18 protein-coding genes are annotated in these 17788 nt (G+C 41.5%); 8 read left to right on the top strand and 10 right to left on the bottom strand.

Translation table 11 applies throughout. From position 1 onward, the window contains the following. Positions 1-8: 8 nt before the first annotated feature. From ABJF57_RS12620 to ABJF57_RS12635, 4 genes are read right to left on the bottom strand one after another with little or no spacing between them, the layout of a single operon-like run. Positions 9-686, bottom strand: coding sequence for a response regulator transcription factor (locus ABJF57_RS12620; protein ID WP_462229580.1), 678 nt, complete (start codon positions 684-686; stop codon positions 9-11). A gap of 5 nt (positions 687-691) precedes the next feature. Beyond that, complete coding sequence (locus ABJF57_RS12625) at positions 692-1477, bottom strand: sensor histidine kinase (RefSeq protein WP_462229582.1); 786 nt, start codon at positions 1475-1477, stop codon at positions 692-694. Continuing rightward, a complete protein-coding gene (locus ABJF57_RS12630) occupies positions 1447-2112 on the bottom strand; it encodes a hypothetical protein (protein ID WP_462229584.1) in 666 nt (221 codons plus the stop codon). Before ABJF57_RS12630 ends, ABJF57_RS12625 begins: the two co-directional genes overlap by 31 nt. A gap of 3 nt (positions 2113-2115) precedes the next feature. Continuing rightward, positions 2116-2628 carry a hypothetical protein gene (locus tag ABJF57_RS12635; protein WP_462229586.1) on the bottom strand — a complete coding sequence of 171 codons (513 nt, stop codon included), beginning with the start codon at positions 2626-2628 and terminating at the stop codon, positions 2116-2118. A gap of 254 nt (positions 2629-2882) precedes the next feature. Here ABJF57_RS12635 and ABJF57_RS12640 point away from each other — a divergent pair, with 254 nt between their 5' ends. Further along, positions 2883-3158 (top strand): hypothetical protein, encoded by a 276-nt coding sequence (locus ABJF57_RS12640; RefSeq protein ID WP_462229588.1) that lies wholly within the window; start codon positions 2883-2885, stop codon positions 3156-3158. A 137-nt stretch (positions 3159-3295) separates the two neighbouring features. Then, positions 3296-4048 carry an enoyl-CoA hydratase/isomerase family protein gene (locus ABJF57_RS12645; RefSeq protein ID WP_462229590.1) on the top strand — a complete coding sequence of 251 codons (753 nt, stop codon included), beginning with the start codon at positions 3296-3298 and terminating at the stop codon, positions 4046-4048. Here the strand turns inward: ABJF57_RS12645 and ABJF57_RS12650 are convergent, their stop codons facing one another. Further along, positions 4049-4738, bottom strand: a complete 690-nt coding sequence (locus ABJF57_RS12650; protein WP_462229592.1) for an alpha/beta fold hydrolase — start codon at positions 4736-4738, stop codon at positions 4049-4051. Positions 4739-4773: 35 nt separating this feature from the next. On the opposite strand from ABJF57_RS12650, the gene ABJF57_RS12655 reads away from it, so the two are divergent. Next, a complete protein-coding gene (locus ABJF57_RS12655; RefSeq protein ID WP_462229594.1) occupies positions 4774-5586 on the top strand; it encodes a hypothetical protein in 813 nt (270 codons plus the stop codon). 47 nt (positions 5587-5633) lie between these two features. Further along, positions 5634-7787: a S9 family peptidase gene (locus ABJF57_RS12660; RefSeq protein ID WP_462229596.1), complete on the top strand. Its 2154-nt coding sequence runs from the start codon at positions 5634-5636 to the stop codon at positions 7785-7787. 3 nt (positions 7788-7790) lie between these two features. On the opposite strand, the gene ABJF57_RS12665 is transcribed toward ABJF57_RS12660, so the two are convergent. Together ABJF57_RS12665 and ABJF57_RS12670 are read right to left on the bottom strand one after the other, a co-directional pair. After that, positions 7791-8243, bottom strand: a complete 453-nt coding sequence (locus ABJF57_RS12665) for a hypothetical protein (RefSeq protein WP_462229598.1) — start codon at positions 8241-8243, stop codon at positions 7791-7793. Between the two features lie 6 nt (positions 8244-8249). Next, a complete protein-coding gene (locus tag ABJF57_RS12670; RefSeq protein ID WP_462229600.1) occupies positions 8250-9383 on the bottom strand; it encodes a Fic family protein in 1134 nt (377 codons plus the stop codon). A gap of 207 nt (positions 9384-9590) precedes the next feature. On the opposite strand from ABJF57_RS12670, the gene ABJF57_RS12675 reads away from it, so the two are divergent. Further along, positions 9591-11660, top strand: coding sequence for an alpha-ketoacid dehydrogenase subunit alpha/beta (locus ABJF57_RS12675; protein ID WP_462229602.1), 2070 nt, complete (start codon positions 9591-9593; stop codon positions 11658-11660). On the opposite strand, the gene ABJF57_RS12680 is transcribed toward ABJF57_RS12675, so the two are convergent. From ABJF57_RS12680 to ABJF57_RS12690, 3 genes are all read right to left on the bottom strand, one after another. Beyond that, positions 11657-12787 carry a glycoside hydrolase family 113 gene (locus ABJF57_RS12680; protein ID WP_462229604.1) on the bottom strand — a complete coding sequence of 377 codons (1131 nt, stop codon included), beginning with the start codon at positions 12785-12787 and terminating at the stop codon, positions 11657-11659. The genes ABJF57_RS12675 and ABJF57_RS12680 overlap by 4 nt on opposite strands. 41 nt (positions 12788-12828) lie before the next feature. Then, positions 12829-13434: a thioredoxin family protein gene (locus ABJF57_RS12685; protein WP_462229606.1), complete on the bottom strand. Its 606-nt coding sequence runs from the start codon at positions 13432-13434 to the stop codon at positions 12829-12831. A 95-nt stretch (positions 13435-13529) separates the two neighbouring features. Beyond that, positions 13530-14657, bottom strand: a complete 1128-nt coding sequence (locus ABJF57_RS12690; RefSeq protein WP_462229608.1) for a pyridoxal phosphate-dependent aminotransferase — start codon at positions 14655-14657, stop codon at positions 13530-13532. Positions 14658-14730: 73 nt separating this feature from the next. Here ABJF57_RS12690 and ABJF57_RS12695 point away from each other — a divergent pair, with 73 nt between their 5' ends. Genes ABJF57_RS12695 through ABJF57_RS12705 form a run of 3 tightly spaced genes read left to right on the top strand, consistent with a single transcriptional unit; the run spans position 14731 to position 17771 of the window. Then, a complete protein-coding gene (locus tag ABJF57_RS12695) occupies positions 14731-15567 on the top strand; it encodes a DUF3667 domain-containing protein (protein WP_462229610.1) in 837 nt (278 codons plus the stop codon). Positions 15568-15616: 49 nt separating this feature from the next. Beyond that, positions 15617-17398 carry a DUF885 domain-containing protein gene (locus ABJF57_RS12700; protein WP_462229612.1) on the top strand — a complete coding sequence of 594 codons (1782 nt, stop codon included), beginning with the start codon at positions 15617-15619 and terminating at the stop codon, positions 17396-17398. A gap of 19 nt (positions 17399-17417) precedes the next feature. Next, positions 17418-17771: an arsenate reductase family protein gene (locus ABJF57_RS12705; RefSeq protein ID WP_462229614.1), complete on the top strand. Its 354-nt coding sequence runs from the start codon at positions 17418-17420 to the stop codon at positions 17769-17771. The last annotated feature ends 17 nt before the right edge of the window (positions 17772-17788 follow it).

Raw genomic sequence — 17788 nt, forward strand, 5'->3', positions numbered from 1 at the left:
CAAAAGATCTAAGACTCAATCAATCCCTTCTTCATCGCATAAAGCACCAGGCCTGCTACATTTCTCGAATGCGTTTTTTGTAGCAGGTTATTTCTATGACCATCCACAGTCTTTGAGCTAATGAAAAGCTCATCAGCAATTTCGCCTGTGGTCTTTTGTTGACATACCAAACGGAGCACATCAATTTCTCTTTTAGTAAGTGCCTCATCCTGACTTTTCTTCGTGCTTGTCTTGTGCTTCTGATTCATTTTTTTCTGAATCGCCAGTAAAGTTTTCTGATTGATATATGACCCTTTGCTGTACACAGAGCGAATGGCCTCTGTCACTTCATTGGGGTCTGAATCCTTGATAAGATAGCCATGTGCTCCACGCTCAATAAGCTCTGCCACAAAAGCATCATCATCATGCACTGAAAGGATCAATATTTTTATCTCTGGATAGTTCTCGACAACCGCATCGGTCACCGCGATCCCGTCAAAGTCATTGTCTCCATCTTTCGGAAGTGATAAATCAACGAGAAGCACATCCGGTTTTACCTCACAATTCTTAAGCTTATCCATCACTGAAAAGCCATCTTCAGATTCCATTATCACCTCAAATTCATCATAGGAGGAAAGAATTGCTTTCATTCCTTCTCTAAAAAGAAATTGATCTTCTATCAATCCAATATTTATTACAGTGCTCATACTATTTATTCATCATTTTTTGGAACACTCAAGCGCGCAGCAAAACCCTCTCCTCTTATGAATTCTATGCTGCCGTCAATTGCCTTTATTCGTGCTTCCATGCTTTTCAACCCAAGCCCATGCACCATCTCCGTGGGGAGTCCTACACCATCATCTTTGTATTCAATCAGGACGATATCATCTTTTTCCTGATATATTATCTCAACATTTTTCGCCTTTGAATGCTTAAGCGTATTCTGCATCAGTTCCATAAAAATCCGGTAGAGCCCAAGTTCTTTTTCCCATGAAAGTTTGGCTGGGTTTGTGGGCGTTTGAAAATCAACTTCTACCTGCTTGGATTCATTGATTTGGTCCACCATGCTTTCGACAGATCGGATCAATCCAAACGTCTCCAACTGATTGGGCATTAGGTGATGGCTTATTTGACGAACAGACGCTATGGAGGACTCAATAATATTTCTCACGTTTCCTATCGACAACCCTTTCGATTCCAAAGCTGGATGCATTTGCTCTAACCTCATCAAATGCATTTTGGCAATGGAAAGCGTAGCGCCAAGTTCATCATGTAAGTCTTTGGCGATCCGCTTTCTTTCTGATTCCTGAACTTCAATATTGGATTGCAGCAATTCTTTTTGATGCCTGCTTCGCAGCTCTTCCCTTTCAAGCTGCTGACGTATAAGGTTTTTCTGAAAATGTTGATTTAATAGAAATACTCCTATTGCAATCACAAAGACCAATAGCAAAAGAGGCAGAAGAATACTTAAGAAATTAATCTCTTGGGTCGATTCCATAGTCCGATAAAAAAGCAGATATACATAATTATCGAGAATAAAGCGTAGATAAACCACGTATATCTAACCAGAGGGGTCTTTGAGAAATTAATAATCATGTTTCCAAAGTAGAAAACAAGCAAACTGGAAGAATAATAAATAAACAGCCCGGCATTAATCCAGCTGATACTTTTGATAACTGCGATTCTTTTTTCCTTTACAATATCATTCATCAAAAACACAAAAGTGGTAAGAGAGAGTATGATGATGATAACCGCCTCAACGCTGAGGGCATATGAATTGAACGTATAAATATCTTGTATGAAGATGGAGTTGAGTATTGAATAGACCACAAATACGGCTGCCAATACCCAAAGAATCATGGGTTTGATGAGACCATCAAATATTTGATTATAAAAAATCATTAAGCACACAAATCCCACGACTGTATAGATATGAAGCAGAGGAAGGTTGTTTTCTTTATTGTAATAAAAAATTGAAGCAATCACCTGTACAACAAATGACACAAAAACAAACCAAGAAAAATATTTCATCTCTCTCGGTAGTTTCTTGTAAATCAAGATCGTATAGATTCCAACGACGTATGCTGCGATACTCGAATAGTCTATTACACTCTTGGCGATTGCTTCAAACATTATTTAGTCATTTAAAGGACTATCATCATCACATGCATTCGGACATGGCTGTGAAAAATCTAATACATATGGACCATCATCCTCAGTCAGACTGTTACCTTTCCCAGTATATGGACCGTTCAGGATTACATCTTTACCTGGAATTCCTTTGCTCATAATGGCACTATCTACAGGTGTCAAATAAATCTTGAATTCACTAGTTGCTTCATCAAGCCCTAAATAGATTCTCAAATGTCTGTACTTCGCTTTTTTAAGCTTATTCAGTGGTAATCCAATAGCTTCAGCAAAATCGACCGAACGAATAGTAAATGCACGTATCGGATCAATTCCAAGCGCCACCTTAGACAATGAATCGTAAAACTTGATGTTCTTTTCTGCCGTGGCTAGTGAAACTGCATACATAGAAGGTGCAGTATCAACTATTTGCAGATCCGGCTCTTCTTCGGGCATTTCGGTAGCTGTGGGTTGACAAGAAATGATTGTCAGTAAAAAAATTGCTCTTAGTAGGTTTTTCATAGTTACTTTTTTTAACAATTCTAATCATTCTCAAGCCTTTAAAGGAAGTTATAAATGAAATTCAAGTATTTCTCCCCTGCAGAAAAATGAAAAACAGGTATTTATACCCGTTTCATAAAAGGGTCAATTCCCCTCTGGTGGCCTACTTCAGCATCCATCAATTTTACATCACCGATTTACGAAAAAGATTTTCCAAATCGGGGCGTCATTCCGAAAAGCCTTAAAGAGTAGGAACCACCAAATCTGATGAAACTATGTCCAGAATTAAAGTAGACTTTGCCGTTTATGGTGCTTTAAAAGATGGAAATGAAAATAATGGACGCGCAATGAATGTCAAATCCATTTTACAAAATCTCATCAACCAAAACGATGGAATAGTAACAATAACGAGCACGTATATGGGAGGCGACCCATGTCTTGGGTATACCAAGCAATTCGGAGCTCAAGTTCGAAGAAAAGATGGAGTTTATCATTTCGCATGTCTGGAAGGGCAAACAATAGATTTTGAGCATGGAGGTCATCTGGCATAAAAAATATATATCAACATAAGAGACTCAATACTCTTCGGAGAAGTTCGAAGAGGTAGCTGGTTGGGAAAAGCTCTCCATTTATGGGGGGCTTTCTTTTTTTTGAGCTTCCAATGGCGAGTTGCCCTTATTTTTGCGGCATGAATTACGTGAAACTTGACATAAAAGATGGAATCGGTACCGTCGAATTTTTTACCGAGCAAAGCAATTCACTCCCAGGAGAAATATTGAAAAAACTAGCGGACACTATCACAGAGGCAGGAAATAATCCTGATGTGAAAGTAATCGTTTTGAAAAGTGGTGGGAATCGCACGTTTTGCGCCGGCGCAAGTTTTGATGAACTCATCGCAATAGACAGTCCGGCAAAGGGGAAAGAATTTTTTATGGGATTCGCTAATGTCATCAATGCCATGCGAAAGGCCCCAAAATTTATCATAGGTCGCCTCCAAGGGAAAGCCGTAGGTGGTGGAATTGGGCTTGCAGCTTCTGTTGATTATTGCTTTGCAACTAAACACACTGCCATCAAGCTGAGTGAGCTAGCGCTAGGTATCGGACCATTTGTTGTTGGGCCAGCGATTGAAAGGAAAATGGGCCTTTCAGCTATGTCGCAAATGGGAATCAATCCAGATGAATTTTACGATCCCAAATGGGCTCATCAAAAAGGTCTTTTCGGGAAGCTTTATGATGATGTAGCATCTCTGGATAAAGCCGTAAACGAATTGGCTAATAAGTTGGCTGCTTATAACCCTGATGCCATGGCTGAACTTAAGAAGGTATTTTGGGAAGGCACTGATCACTGGGATGAGTTGCTTGCCGAACGTGCAGAAACGAGTGGCCGGCTTGTATTATCAGAATTCACCCGGAACTTCATTCAGAAGTTTAAGAAAAAGTGATCAATCTATTCGATTGATGAATGATCTGATGGTGCTAGCAAGTGCCATCAAATCCACTTGTTCAATTGGATGCTTACTGTTGGGTAACATTTCGAGGGTGCTTCCTGAGATCCACTGTTGTACTCGTTGTGTTTCTTCAAATGAAACCATGACATCATTATCTGCCAGGCAGAGCTGCACAGGTATATTTATTTTCTCCATCACTGATGGCTGGATTGGCTGAGATTTGCCCAGTTCCTTCATAAAGGTTGCTGTTCGATTCAATACTTCTTGCCAATGTTCACCATGCCTTTTCTCCAAGGCTTGAGCAAATTTTGGCACCTTTTCACGGATTACATCCGGATTCAGGTGCTGAACTTCTCTTTGTGCAATCACTTCGCTCCATTCCATTTTAGTCCCAAGAGTCGTGAGAGAGGCCATGTTTTTCGCATCCTGGGCTGCCTGCCATAGGGCCACAAAACCTCCCATACTGTATCCAAAAATGTGCACTTCAACTCCAATTTCGTCCAAAGCATCGCCCAACTGATTACTAAAGCTGTCCAAGGAATAAGAATCGCTAGCGGAAGCCTTGTTACCATGTCCTGAAAACTCTAAAAGGCATATCTCAAAATCATCCTTTAGAATCTCTTTCAATGGAATCAATTGGTCAGAACTACCAATGGCTCCATGGATTAGCATTAATTGCTTCATCAGATAAATATATATTTTTACTCAAAACCTAACTTATGTTTCTTCGCAAGCTTTTCAATTCTGAAAATAAATTAACGTGGGTACTGATTGACCTGATCATAGTCATTATAGGAGTCTACTGTGCATTCCTGATCCAGAGCTACGCAGAAAGTGAAAAAAACCTAAAAGAGCGAGATAGGGTTGTTAGTGCTTTGAAATACGAGCTTGAATACTTTAGATTTCAAATGACTCAAATCTCTGGAGGAATGACCGGTTATTCCGCGCAACTTACTGAGGTTCTAGAGAAAGGCTCCTATGGGAATTTTTCAGATTTCCGCTTCATCGAGCCGCAATATGATTATCAGACTATTCAATATGCCCTCAGTCTTCAAAATTCGGAGATCATAGATTTTGAGCTCTATAACGTATTACAGTCACTTTTTGTGGAAATTAAGAAGATTGAACATGTAGAGCGGCTTCTCACTGAAACATCCAGACGATACAAAACACTTCCAAGTAATGTAAGCAAAGAAACAACTGAGTATAAGCTTACCTGGACGGAAAATTATGACAATTTTGATCGATTTGTCACCTTGATAGCTGATCGAGGTGGAATCTCATCACGCATTGCGTCTGCTTCTGAGGGTGCATTGCCATTAATCAATAAAAGACTTGGTGCCCAAAAGAGTCGAGCCATTGAACGAGAATTAATTTCTAAAAACATGGGTGTTGCTGAAAATGAAAAAGAAGCCGTTTTTTTAGTCAAAAAATTCTTTCCTGATTTCAGTGAGGAAGAAATACGAGAGCTTTACCGACAAGCGAATTCTCCTGAAATTAAGACCCCTGGCGATTCAATAGAAGGAAATTAGCATTGACAGATTTATTTACTTTTTGAACTGATTAACCTACCATAAATATGAAACCAAGACTATTAACCTACATACTCATAGCAGCTGCCTCGCTAGCTACCTATGCACAAAACAAAATATCAGTAGAACAAGCCACAGACGGGACGTTCTCGACCAAATCGGTTAGCAGCCTTAATTGGATGAACGACGGACAATACTATAGTGCCTTGTCCAACAATAAAATCATTAAGTACAGTGTGCGCACAGGGGAAGAAGTGGAAACCATCGCCGACGGAGAAGCTCTTGACCTCACCATCTCCTCCTATAGCTTCAGTGATGATGAGTCTTTGGTTTTGATCATGACCGACCGCAAGTCTGTGTATCGAAGGTCATACACGGCTGTGTTTTACTTATATAATCGAGACTCCAAATCGGTTCAAAAACTTTCTGAAGGAAGACAATCATATGCTACGCTTTCCCCAGACAATTCCAAGGTGGCATTTACAAGAGACAACAACCTATTCTACGTAGACTTAGCAAACAATAACGAAGTAGCAGTTACCGATGATGGTAAATTCAACTACGTAATCAACGGCAGTTCCGATTGGGTTTATGAGGAAGAACTGTACCTAACGCAAGCTTTTGCCTGGTCACCTGATAGTAAGCGATTGGCCTACTATCGAATGGATGAATCTGGAATCAATGAGTACAACCTACAGCTATGGAAAGATGGTGCAAACTATCCAGAAGACTACCGATACAAGTACCCTAAGGCTGGAGAAAAAAATTCACAGGTAGAAATTTATACGTATGAACTTTCTACGAAAAACAAAGCGATGGTGGATATTGGATCAGAAACAGACATTTACATCCCTAAAATCTATTGGACAAAAAATCCCGAGCTGCTAGCTGTACAGCGACTTAATCGTTTACAAAACCAATTAGATATTTTGCATGCCAATGCAATCGATGGTAGCTCCAAAGTAATACTCACTGATAAGAGCGACACGTATGTGCATTTTACATTTTGCGATGACCTGACTTATCTGGAGAATGGTGAGCAATTCATTTATAGCACCGAAAAAAGTGGCTTTAAGCATTTTTATCTATACAGCATGGATGGAAGCTTAGTTAATCAAATAACGAATGGTGATTACGAAGCAAGAAGTTTGGTGGGACTCGATCAAAAGAAGAAGATACTCTACTATTCCAGCACAGAAGATTCCCCTTTAGAAGTACATCTGTATTCGGTTTCTTTCTCAGGAAAAGGAAAGAAAAAGCTCTCCAATCAAAGCGGAAAATACACCATCAACATGAGTGCTGATTGTAGTTATTACATGAGCTATCATTCATCGGCTACCACTCCGCTGAGTGTTTCTCTTTACCAAACAAAGGGGAACAAGCAAATCAAAGTAATGGAAGACAATCAAGCCTTGGCTCAAAAGGTCAAAGATTATGGATTTGCGAGCAAAGAGTTTTTCAAGATCACCAATGACAATGGTGATCAGCTAAATGGATTCTTTTTAAAGCCGTCGGATTTTGATGAAAACAAAAAGTACCCATTGCTGATCTTTCAATACAGCGGACCCGGCTCGCAAAATGTAGCTAACAGTTGGGCAGGCTCGCACTACATTTGGCATCAGTACCTTGCGCAAAATGGATACATCGTAGCGGTAATAGATCCAAGAGGTACTGGCTATCGAGGAGAAGCTTTCAAAAAAGTAACCTACAAACAGCTCGGAAAATACGAAACTGAAGATCTTGTCTCGGCTGCCAAAACTCTGGGAGGCTACGCCTACATAGACGAAAATCGAATGGGTGTTTGGGGATGGAGCTACGGCGGATACATGTCATCGCTCTGCATACTCAAGGGAAATGATGTTTTCAAAACAGCGATTGCCGTTGCACCCGTTACCACCTGGAGGTATTACGACACCATTTACACCGAGCGGTATTTGCAACGTCCTCAAGATAACCCAAGTGGCTATGATGACAATAGTCCAAATTCACATGCAGATAAGTTGAAAGGAAATTTCTTGTTGGTTCACGGCACAGGAGATGACAATGTGCACTTCCAAAATTCTGTGGCATTGCAAGAAGAGCTTATTAAAGAAGGAAAGCAATTTGATTCTTTTTACTACCCGGACAAAGCACATAGCTTGAGAGGTCGTAGAGGGCATCTCTACCAGATGATGACAAACTTCATCATGGAGAAACTGTGAGCCTTATTTAAAACGATCGAGTCCTTTGCAGCTTTTAATTGCAAAATAAAGAGCCTTTCCTATTGCCAGGATAGGCTCTTTCTCTTTGCTGTAGAAATGCATCTCTGAAACCCACCCAGAACCACGGGTCGCATCAAATTCAATTTTTTTTCGTGACGATACCAGTTTTAACTGCCACTCTCCTTCTACAGAATCGAGCCTCATTTTACTTTCATCCAGATCGGAAAGCCAGAAGTCATACACCAGCCATTGCGTATCATCCGAAAATGATCGTTCATATTCCAGGTTGCAGTCCTCAAAATTGGGTCGATAGATGTTTTGACCATAATTGAGGCTCTCAAGGGACTTAACTTCGTTGACAATGAATTTAACAGTATCTGCCAGGACTACTTCATCCGCTTGAGCAAAAGACATTGAAGTGGAAAAAAGAATTAAACCAAAAAGAGATTTTCGCATACCGTATTATTCGGATAATATGCGATAAAGTTCCAGGTTCAAATAATAATGATGACCGGAAATGGTTCGCTTCTCAAGAATGCCTAAGGCTACTAGCTCATTGAGGTAATTCCTAGCCGTTGCTTCTGCATAGATCTTCGCATCCGTTAGGTGACTTACCTTAGTCAAGGGTTGAGTGAAAATCATCTGTACCAGCAATTCCGGCTTTCGAATCTTCGTTTCTGCTTCAATCTCCTCCATCATACCTTCCTTAGCAGAAAGAATATCATTGATCTTATTGAAAGTAAGGTTAGCTGTTACCTCCACGGCTTTTAGCATGAATAGAATCCAGCGTTCCCACATCGCTCGTTGTGTTACGCTTGCCAGATGGGAGTAGTAATCATTCTTGTTATCTATGATGTATCTACTCAGGAAGAGTATCGGTAAATCCAACAACCCTTTTTGCGTCAGAATGTTTATATTAAAAATACGCCCTGCCCTGCCATTACCATCTCTGAAAGGATGGATCACTTCAAATTGATAGTGTGCGATCGCCATTTTGATCAATGGATCAATGGGATACTTCTCATCGTCGTTTACAAAATTCAGTAAGTTTTGCAATTTCTGCTCTAGAATATCCCTCCCTCTGGGCGGAGTGTATATTGCTGTACCAGCGTTGGGTCCCGTGCCGCCTTGCTTAATATAAATCCGAGCACTCGGTGGTCGTAAACCATCATTGGTTTGCTTAACCATCCGGTAAATTTTGATGAAGTAATCCATGTCGAATGATTGATTACTCATCAAATGTTCATGCCCAGACCAGAGCGCTTCGCGATAGCGCAGCACTTCCTTCGGCGCTCCCTTGATACTAACATCCTCACCCTCCTCACTAAAGGCCTGATACAGTTCATCATCCGTTGTGAAGATATTTTCTATCTCACTTGAGGCCTTGGCTTCCTGTAAACTGATGGTGTTAATTAAAATACCCTGATTCGGTATCGCTACTGAGCGGCCATGCAATCGTCCCAATGCAGATTTGGCATTCCCCAGCTGCTCCATGATATCCACGGTACGATATAAGTCCGGATGAATGGGCAAGTCTGGTAAGTCATTCCAAGGCGCATTTCTATCTGGATTGATGTCGAATAAAGGTTTTGACATATTTCTAGTGTCTACTTTTTAATAAACATCAATTATTTATTTTTTTGATGTCTACTCGAAAGTACACTTTTATTTTGATGCCCGCAATGATGGTAAACATCAATTATTTATTTTTTTGATGTCTACTAAAAAATAGACATCAAAACAGTACCCAATCTGAACCTCTTTTAAACCGCTTTTGTAACTTAGCGCACCCAATAAAAGAATATGTCAAAAACAGCAACAGCACCTAAGAAAAAGAAAGATTCCGCGATAGACTGGAAAGAGATTGCCTTGAAAATGCTCATCTCACGAGCCATGGACGATCTGGAAGAAAATAAGCTTGTTCCTGAAAAGAAGGTATTGTATCAATTCTCTGCCAGAGGACATGAACTTGGTCAGCTGATCCTTGCCAGTTTGCTAGATAAACCGAAAGATTCTGCGAGTGCTTACTATCGTTCTCGTCCACTAATGATCGGTCTCGGTCTTTCCGTTGAAGATGCATTATCAGCACCCCTCACTCGCTCTGGTGGCTATAGTGATGGACGTGACATTGGAGTTGTTTGTAACATGCCCAGTTCTGATAGAGGGTGTGTCGTATTACCCATGGCAGGAGATGTAGGTGCACAATATACCCCAGCAATTGGTTGGGCGCAGAGCATCGAATACCATGCGAAGACATTAAAAGATAAAACCTACAAAGATTCCATGTCTGTCATACTCGGCGGAGATGGGTCTGTAGCAACGAACGGATTCTGGGCAGCATTGACCATCGCCACTACACAAAAGCTTCCTGTGCTCTTTTACATCGAAGACAATGGCTATGGCATTTCCGTCACCAGCGAATTTCAAACTCCCGGAAAAAACATTGCCGAAAACCTTGCCTCGTTTAAGAACCTAGATATCTGGGATGGTAGTGGTACCAATCCAGAAGAAGCGCATAAGCTCCTTAAAGCAGGTGCGGATCATGTAAGGTCTAGGAAAGGGCCGGCATTGGTAAGACTAACGGTACCACGACTAAATGGTCACTCCTATCAGGACAATCAGGCATACAAAGACGAAAAACTGTTGAAAAAGGAGCAGGCCAACGATCCCTTGAAGGCCATGGAGCGACTATTTTCTGCTAATGAATGGAAAGCGCTGCAAAAAGAAGCTCAATCGATCGTGGATGAGGCGGCAGAAGCAGCACTCAATCGTTCAGCTCCTGACGCAAGTAGAATCAAAAAATTTGTATTCTCCGAGTCGGATGAAGTACAAGAAATTGGTGGGTTGAGGCCATCAAATCCAACCTTCCCTTCCAGTAGCGAAGAACCCAATCCAGATAAGCGAAGAATAAACATCGGAGAAGCGATCAATCTTGCACTGGATTACGAATTAAAGACCAATCCCAAAGTATTGGTCTTTGGAGAAGATGTGGGAATGAAAGGTGGTGTGCATGCGGTAACCATGGGCTTACAAACCAAGTATGGTGAGGATCGTGTATTTGACACTTCTCTCTCAGAAGAGGGTATCATCGGGCGTGCCGTAGGCATGGCCTATGGTGGATTAATGCCGGTTGCAGAAATTCAGTTCAGGAAATATGCTGATCCGGCGATGGAGCAGCTCAACAACTGTGGAACTACTCGCTGGAGAACAGCCAACCGATTTGCAGCACCAATCGTTGTACGTATGCCTGGAGGGTTTGCCAAAGTAGGAGATCCATGGCACTCAGTAACCAACGAGGTGATGTTTGCCCATGCCATTGGGTGGCAGGTAGCATTCCCAAGTAATGCGCAAGATGCTGTTGGACTGATACGTACAGCCATGCGTTCTGACAACCCTACCATGTTCTTTGAGCACAGAAACCTCAACGATAACAGATACGCACGAAGACCGTATCCTGGAGATGAATTTGTAGTGCCGTTTGGCAAAGCAAGCCTTCTCAGAGAAGGATCTGATATCACGATAGTAACCTGGGGAGCAATGTGTGAAGCATGTGAGGGAGCTATTGATGAAACAGGGATTTCTGCCGACCTAATTGATTTACGAACGATTATGCCTTGGGATAAAGAAGCAATTCTTAACTCCATCAAGAAAACGAATCGATGCTTGATTGTGCATGAAGATGCGATGACCGCCGGATTTGGTGCTGAGATTGCTGCTGTATTAGTTTCAGAAGGATTCAACTACTTGGATGCACCGGTAGCGCGTATTGCCATGCCGGATATCCCACTGCCTCATAACGTGCCATTGATGGAATCAGTGGTACCTAATGTGGAGCGAATCAGTGAGAAGATGAAAGAGATTGTAGCATTTTAGTTTGTATCAAACCACTTCTCAAGGACTTTTTCAGCTTGCCTTCCTTTAGGTGAAAAGTTATAGGTGCCTCTCCCGAATTCATTTTTGGGAGACCATCGCCAGATAAATACCCCTTGAAACCAAGGTTCTTCCCAGAAGCTTTGGAAAGTTGCTTCATATAAATTTCTCTGGACTTCCTCATTAAATGCACCTTCCGAGCCCCACGGTGTTTTTCCTGCAAATTCTTCACTCTCGTATCCCCACTCAGTGAAAATGATATTCTTTCCTGTTTTAGAATGAAATGATTGAATTTCTGATTTATAACTTGCCCAATCTGCAATCGCCCCCCCCACAGACGGGATTTTATAATCACCCAACGGGAAATACGCATCAATCCCAACATAGTCTAACTGATCCCAAAAGCTAATCTCATCATAACTGTCCCAGTTTGCTGCATACGTAATCGGTCCATCATAAAACTCACGGACTTCCTTGATTAATTCCCGCCAGTAGTCCGGTTTCTCCAAAGCCATTGCCTTCAACTCCGTGCCCACACAGAACAAATCAACATTCATCGAATCGGCTAGAACAGCATAGCTAAGGATATATGCTTTATATCCGTCCGCGATCTTCTTCCAACCCTCCTCATCCTTAGACATCAGGTCGCCCCTCCAATCGGTCCGCTTTCTTACATTAAACTCTACTGTGGAGGTAAATTCTCTCCAACTTTGGATGTAATTGGCTCGAGAAGTGCTATCAGCCCTATCCAGCTCTGGCCTATTCCAGTTTGAAACATTTAAGCCAGGCTCCAAATGCGGCTTGAGCATAATCTTTAGTCCCGCTTTTTTTGCTTGTGTTATTCCTTCCAATACTGCTTCAGTCGACTCCCCATACCAGGTGCTATCACCCCAATATGTGTGTCTTATACCCAGCGTATTTTGATAAAGGGTAGCCTCTGGAATCAGAGCTACAAAGTTTGATCCGATGGCCGTCATGGATGTAAAAGGTTCTTCACCAAAGGGGCCTCTACCTGGGCCGGTGTAGTTCATCCCTTTTATCTTTTCCTCAAAAGATTGATGCTCTACCTGGATGCTCGAACAGCTGTTGATAAGTGAATATATGAATACAATGACTAGGAATATTCGCATAAGCATTAACTAAAGCAGTCAAGTTAGAATCAATTGCTAATCTAAGACACTTCCAAAGCAATTTTCCCTATGAGCTCTTCTTGTATTGCTGAAGACTTATTCTCATTGTACCATTTCTGAAGTACTACCTGAAATTCTTTGTAGGGTTCACGATCCTCGCGTTCCCTCCAGCTCCAGTACAGGTCTTGAGCTTCTTTAGGTCTTGGGCCCCAGTCGAAAAGAGCATTCAGGTCTTCATCCAACCCAATCAACTTGGGAATGGATCGACCACCTTTGGTCAGGAATTGATCCATCAGCTCCAGATTTTCGTCACGAAGAACTATGCGTAAATCAATGGATGGATTTAGCTCGGCAAGCTTAGCAATAAGAGGAACGCTATTGGCTGCATCTCCACACCATGTCTCCGTGATCAACAACCAGGTTTGCTTCGGTAACGCTTGGATTCTCTCGGCCAATCCTGAATCTACCACAGAAGTCTTGCCTATTCGTTTCGAACGCTGAGCATTGAGTTTGGTATAATAGATTAAGTCTTCCTTTTGCTCGCCAGAAGTTTTCCCTTTCCCGGCAAAATCAATTAAAATATTTTGATACTCTTCAGCTGAATACGATTGATTAAGAGAATTGGCGATTATGTTTTTTAAGTCCATTTGATAATGTGTTTCAATGGACTACATCTATACAGTCTTGAAAGTTCTAGTTGAGGGGTGTTAAAGACATAAAGGTTGTCTAGACGACCAATTCCTCATACCAAAAGTTCTTTAACTGAATCAACGTAAAGCCTCATGTGTTCTGGCTTCCCGATACTCACGCGAATATGATCAGTCATGCTAGGCCACTTGGTAATAAGGAATCCACGTTCTTTCATTTTTGCAACCAAATTTCCCTCAAACCGATCATCACGGGCATACACAAAATTGGTTGAGGACGCATGGTACTTCACTCCCCATGCATCATAGGCTTCATAGAGAATTCTTTTACCCTCTGTATTTTTAGCTACGCAGCTGTTTATGAACTCAGGATCATCCATGCTTGCACTTGCCGCCACTAGTGGTGGCCACCCGGTAGAGATTTCTGCTCCCAAATGTCTTTGACTCAAAGCGTCAATGTTACGCTTATGCGATACAGCGTATCCCATTCGCAACCCAGCTAAACCGTAAGCTTTGGAAAAAGTACGGCAAATCACCAGATTCGGAAGCTCATCTACCAATCCAATCATGCTTCCTTTCAGTCCTGCATTCGAATATTCAACATAAGCTTCATCGACGCAGATCAACACATTTTCCGGTACCTGCCTGCAGAAATTTCTTAAATCTTCTGTTGCTACTTCTGTTCCTGTCGGATTATTGGGGTTGCAAATGAAAACCATCGTGGTTTTGTCGGAAATAGCCGCTAAAACCTTTGCTAAATCAATACGATCATCGGCATCCAGGTCTACTTTTCGAACAGTGGCTCCTGTACGCTCACCAAATCGAAGAGCTGTGGGAAATGTGGGGAATGGCGTTAGAATCTCTCCCTTTTGAAGCGCTACATGCTGCCCCAGCAAAGACAACACTTCGGTAGATCCAGCAGTAAGGAGAAAATTTTTGGTTCTCAGATTGTTCTTTTTTGCCAGCTTCTCTTTCAATTCATTGGCTACCTCATCAGGATACCTATTCGCATATTTCATCGCATCATTGACCGCCTTAATGGCAGTCTCAGACGGACCATATGGATTTTCATTCCAATTTAACAGGATCAAATCATCCTTATCTCCAAGTTCTCTCGGTCGCTCACTGGCGCATCCTTGTGCGACAGGTGCCCCTGCCAGCAACACGGTTGCTGATGCGAGCAAACTTTGTTGAATCCATTGGCGTCTATTGATACTCATCATTTTCAAGGTTGGTGCTTTAGTAATTTAATGAATTGAAGAGATTAAGTAGCTTTGAAGGAATCAACTACCGCACTTGAAAACCCAAGCCTGCATATCATGTGGAAATGAATTCTCCGGCATTTATTGCAATGAATGCGGGGAAAAAGTTATTCACAGAGACGATCGAAAGCTTAAATACTTTCTTGGAGAATTTGTAAATGCCATCACATTTGCAGACAGTAAATTTTGGAGAACGCTTAAGTACATTCTAATTAAGCCCGGTAAGTTTTCTCGCGATTTTGTTGATGGAAAACGAAACGCTTACATGCGACCAGTTTCGGTATTCTTTTTTGCCAACCTAATTTATTTTCTTTTTCCCCTCTTCAACACTTTCAACAACAACCTTCAAACACAAATTGGCGATGGCACTTTCATCCATTCTTCAATAGCAAATGAACTGGTAAAAAATGAAATTGAGGAAAGGAACATAAGTTTTCAGGAATATGAAATAATCTACAACATAAAAACTTCCGAGCTCTCAAAGATGCTGCTCATCATAATGGCAGTTTTTTTGGCTTTGTTCTTTGCACTCATACATTATCCGGAAAGGCACCCGATAGCTGATCACATGGTAGCTAGTCTAGAGCTTATGACCTTTGTCGTCTTATTTGCCATACAACTGCAAGGACTAATAATCTATTTCATGCGCCGCATGAAATATTTCACAAGATCGGAGTGGATGAGTGAACTAACCATTTCTGCAGTAGCACTGGTGATGCTGATCTACTTCTTCATGAAGATGGAACGCAACTTTTACAAAGCCTCAAAACAGAAAGCACTACTCAATACCATCCTCTGCATTGGTAGTTTTATTGTTGTTCTATATGCTTATCGAGCCATGCTCTTTTTCGTGACCTTTTGGTCCATATAAACATTTGCTTATTATTCTATTATTTTGGGGGGACATCAAATACAGTGAAATGAAGAACCTGACCTTTCTATTCCTCGCAATAATGCTTGCAGCATGTACGCAACCAGCCGAACAGCAAAAAGAACCGATCGCCAATGAAGCATTTGCGACAATGCTTGAAGACTACTATCAAGATGGATTGAAGTTATTCCCTATCAATGCGACATTTCAAGGCGACAATAGATACAATGATTTGCTTCGCAACGACCTGACCAAAAGTTTCAATGAAGAGTTGAATGCCCACTTCAACGGTTACCTTGATAAGCTTAAAACCTTCGATCGAGAAGCACTCTTAAATGAGGAACAAATTAGTTACGACATTCTTAAATGGGAATGTGACATTGCGCTGGCAGAGATGCAATACCATGGTGGGCTTCTTCCCATAGATCAATTCTGGACTACCCAATTAATGATTGGTCAATTGGCTTCCGGCTCGAGTGCACAACCCTTCAACACGAAAGAAGATTATGACAATTGGCTGAAGCGAGTAGATGTATTTGTTGCATGGTGTGATACCGCAATTGTCCGAATGAAAGAAGGCATGGAACAAGACATTGTTCTTCCAAAATCATTATCAGCTAAAGTGATTCCTCAGCTTGCAGCATGGAAAGATGGTCCAGCTGAGTCTCATCATTTCTATTTGCCTGCAAAAAATATCCCGGAAGAGATTTCCATGGTAGATGAGGAAGACATCAAAGCAAAGTATGCCGAAATGGTAGAAAGCAGGGTAATCCCGGTAGTCAATAGACTGCATGATTTTTTCAAGAATGAATACCTCCCTGTAGGGCGAGAGACTTCAGGTGTAGGTGCCTTGCCCAAAGGTGATGAATGGTATCAGCACCGAATTAAACTATACACTACCACAGATATGACCGCCGACGAAATATTCGAACTTGGGAAATCTGAGGTGGCACGCATCCGTGGGGAGATGGAAAAAGTAATGGCAGAAGTTGGCTTTGAAGGTACACTCAATGAATTCTTTGCGCATGTACGTTCCAATCCTAGCCTAATGCCTTTCGACGATCCTCAGCAAGTGATTGACAACTTCAATGCAATACATGAAAAAATGAAGTCAAATTTGAATGAGCTGTTCGATCTTACGCCTAAAACACCGTTTGAGGTAAGGCGCACAGAAGCCTTTCGAGAAGCATCTGCAAGTGCAGAATACAATCCCGGAGCACTTGACGGTTCACGTCCTGGTATATTTTATGTACCGATCCCTTACGTCAAAGGGTATAACATGTATTCCGATGAAAGCCTGTTTCTTCATGAGGCTATTCCTGGACATCATTATCAGATTTCTTTGGCACAGGAAAACGAGCTGTTACCATCTTTTAGAAGATCGCTCTGGTACAGTAGCTACGGGGAAGGCTGGGCACTCTATAGCGAATCTCTCGGGAAAGAGGTGGGCTTGTATACAGATCCTTATCAATATTTTGGAATGCTGAGCGCCGAAATGCATCGCGCCATTAGACTGGTAGTGGATGCAGGCATGCACTCAAAAGGTTGGACAAGAGAAGAAGCTATTCAGTATTCGTTGGAAAATGAAGCAGAATCAGAAGGCAGCATCACATCAGAAATAGAACGATACATGGCTGGGCCAGGACAGGCACTTTCTTATAAAATCGGACAGCTCAAAATTCTTGAATTGAGAAAACGATCCAAAGAAGCACTCAAGGATGATTTCGACATTCGTGAATTCCACAACATCGTTCTTGAATCAGGATGTGTGCCATTGACAGTGCTGGAAAGCAAAGTGGAAAACTGGATGGCATCCAAAAACAAAAATTAATACTATCAGCATACATTAAATGAGAAAAGTCTATTATTTATCTACTTGTACAACTTGCAAGCGCATCATGGATGAGCTGGGTGATTCCATCTCAAATTTCGAAAAACAAGACATCAAGTCAGAACAAATGACGTTGGATCAAATTGACGAAATGCAAAAAAGAAGTGGCTCCTATGAGTCGCTTTTCTCTAGAAAAGCAATGAAATATCGCGCAATGGGTTTAGGTGATAAGAATCTGACAGAAGATGATTATCGGAAGCTCATTCAAGAAGAGTATACTTTTTTGAAGCGCCCAGTTTTTTTAGTTGACGATCAAATTTTTGTAGGTAACAGCAAGAAGACTGTTGAAGAACTCAAGAATCATCTTGCATAAAAACATCAGCAGAACGG

The sequence above is a fragment of the Ekhidna sp. genome (assembly GCF_039940915.1).
Classification (GTDB): domain Bacteria; phylum Bacteroidota; class Bacteroidia; order Cytophagales; family Cyclobacteriaceae; genus Ekhidna.

Coding starts and splice junctions, on each gene's coding strand:
- ABJF57_RS12650 (WP_462229592.1), bottom strand. CDS start 4,738: ATGAAGCAATTAATGCTAATCCATGGAGCCATTGGTAGTTCTGACCAA.
- ABJF57_RS12625 (WP_462229582.1), bottom strand. CDS start 1,477: ATGGAATCGACCCAAGAGATTAATTTCTTAAGTATTCTTCTGCCTCTT.
- ABJF57_RS12665 (WP_462229598.1), bottom strand. CDS start 8,243: ATGCGAAAATCTCTTTTTGGTTTAATTCTTTTTTCCACTTCAATGTCT.
- ABJF57_RS12705 (WP_462229614.1), top strand. CDS start 17,418: ATGAGAAAAGTCTATTATTTATCTACTTGTACAACTTGCAAGCGCATC.
- ABJF57_RS12620 (WP_462229580.1), bottom strand. CDS start 686: ATGAGCACTGTAATAAATATTGGATTGATAGAAGATCAATTTCTTTTT.
- ABJF57_RS12635 (WP_462229586.1), bottom strand. CDS start 2,628: ATGAAAAACCTACTAAGAGCAATTTTTTTACTGACAATCATTTCTTGT.
- ABJF57_RS12645 (WP_462229590.1), top strand. CDS start 3,296: ATGAATTACGTGAAACTTGACATAAAAGATGGAATCGGTACCGTCGAA.
- ABJF57_RS12640 (WP_462229588.1), top strand. CDS start 2,883: ATGTCCAGAATTAAAGTAGACTTTGCCGTTTATGGTGCTTTAAAAGAT.
- ABJF57_RS12680 (WP_462229604.1), bottom strand. CDS start 12,787: ATGCGAATATTCCTAGTCATTGTATTCATATATTCACTTATCAACAGC.
- ABJF57_RS12690 (WP_462229608.1), bottom strand. CDS start 14,657: ATGATGAGTATCAATAGACGCCAATGGATTCAACAAAGTTTGCTCGCA.
- ABJF57_RS12655 (WP_462229594.1), top strand. CDS start 4,774: ATGTTTCTTCGCAAGCTTTTCAATTCTGAAAATAAATTAACGTGGGTA.
- ABJF57_RS12685 (WP_462229606.1), bottom strand. CDS start 13,434: ATGGACTTAAAAAACATAATCGCCAATTCTCTTAATCAATCGTATTCA.
- ABJF57_RS12630 (WP_462229584.1), bottom strand. CDS start 2,112: ATGTTTGAAGCAATCGCCAAGAGTGTAATAGACTATTCGAGTATCGCA.
- ABJF57_RS12700 (WP_462229612.1), top strand. CDS start 15,617: ATGAAGAACCTGACCTTTCTATTCCTCGCAATAATGCTTGCAGCATGT.
- ABJF57_RS12675 (WP_462229602.1), top strand. CDS start 9,591: ATGTCAAAAACAGCAACAGCACCTAAGAAAAAGAAAGATTCCGCGATA.
- ABJF57_RS12660 (WP_462229596.1), top strand. CDS start 5,634: ATGAAACCAAGACTATTAACCTACATACTCATAGCAGCTGCCTCGCTA.
- ABJF57_RS12670 (WP_462229600.1), bottom strand. CDS start 9,383: ATGTCAAAACCTTTATTCGACATCAATCCAGATAGAAATGCGCCTTGG.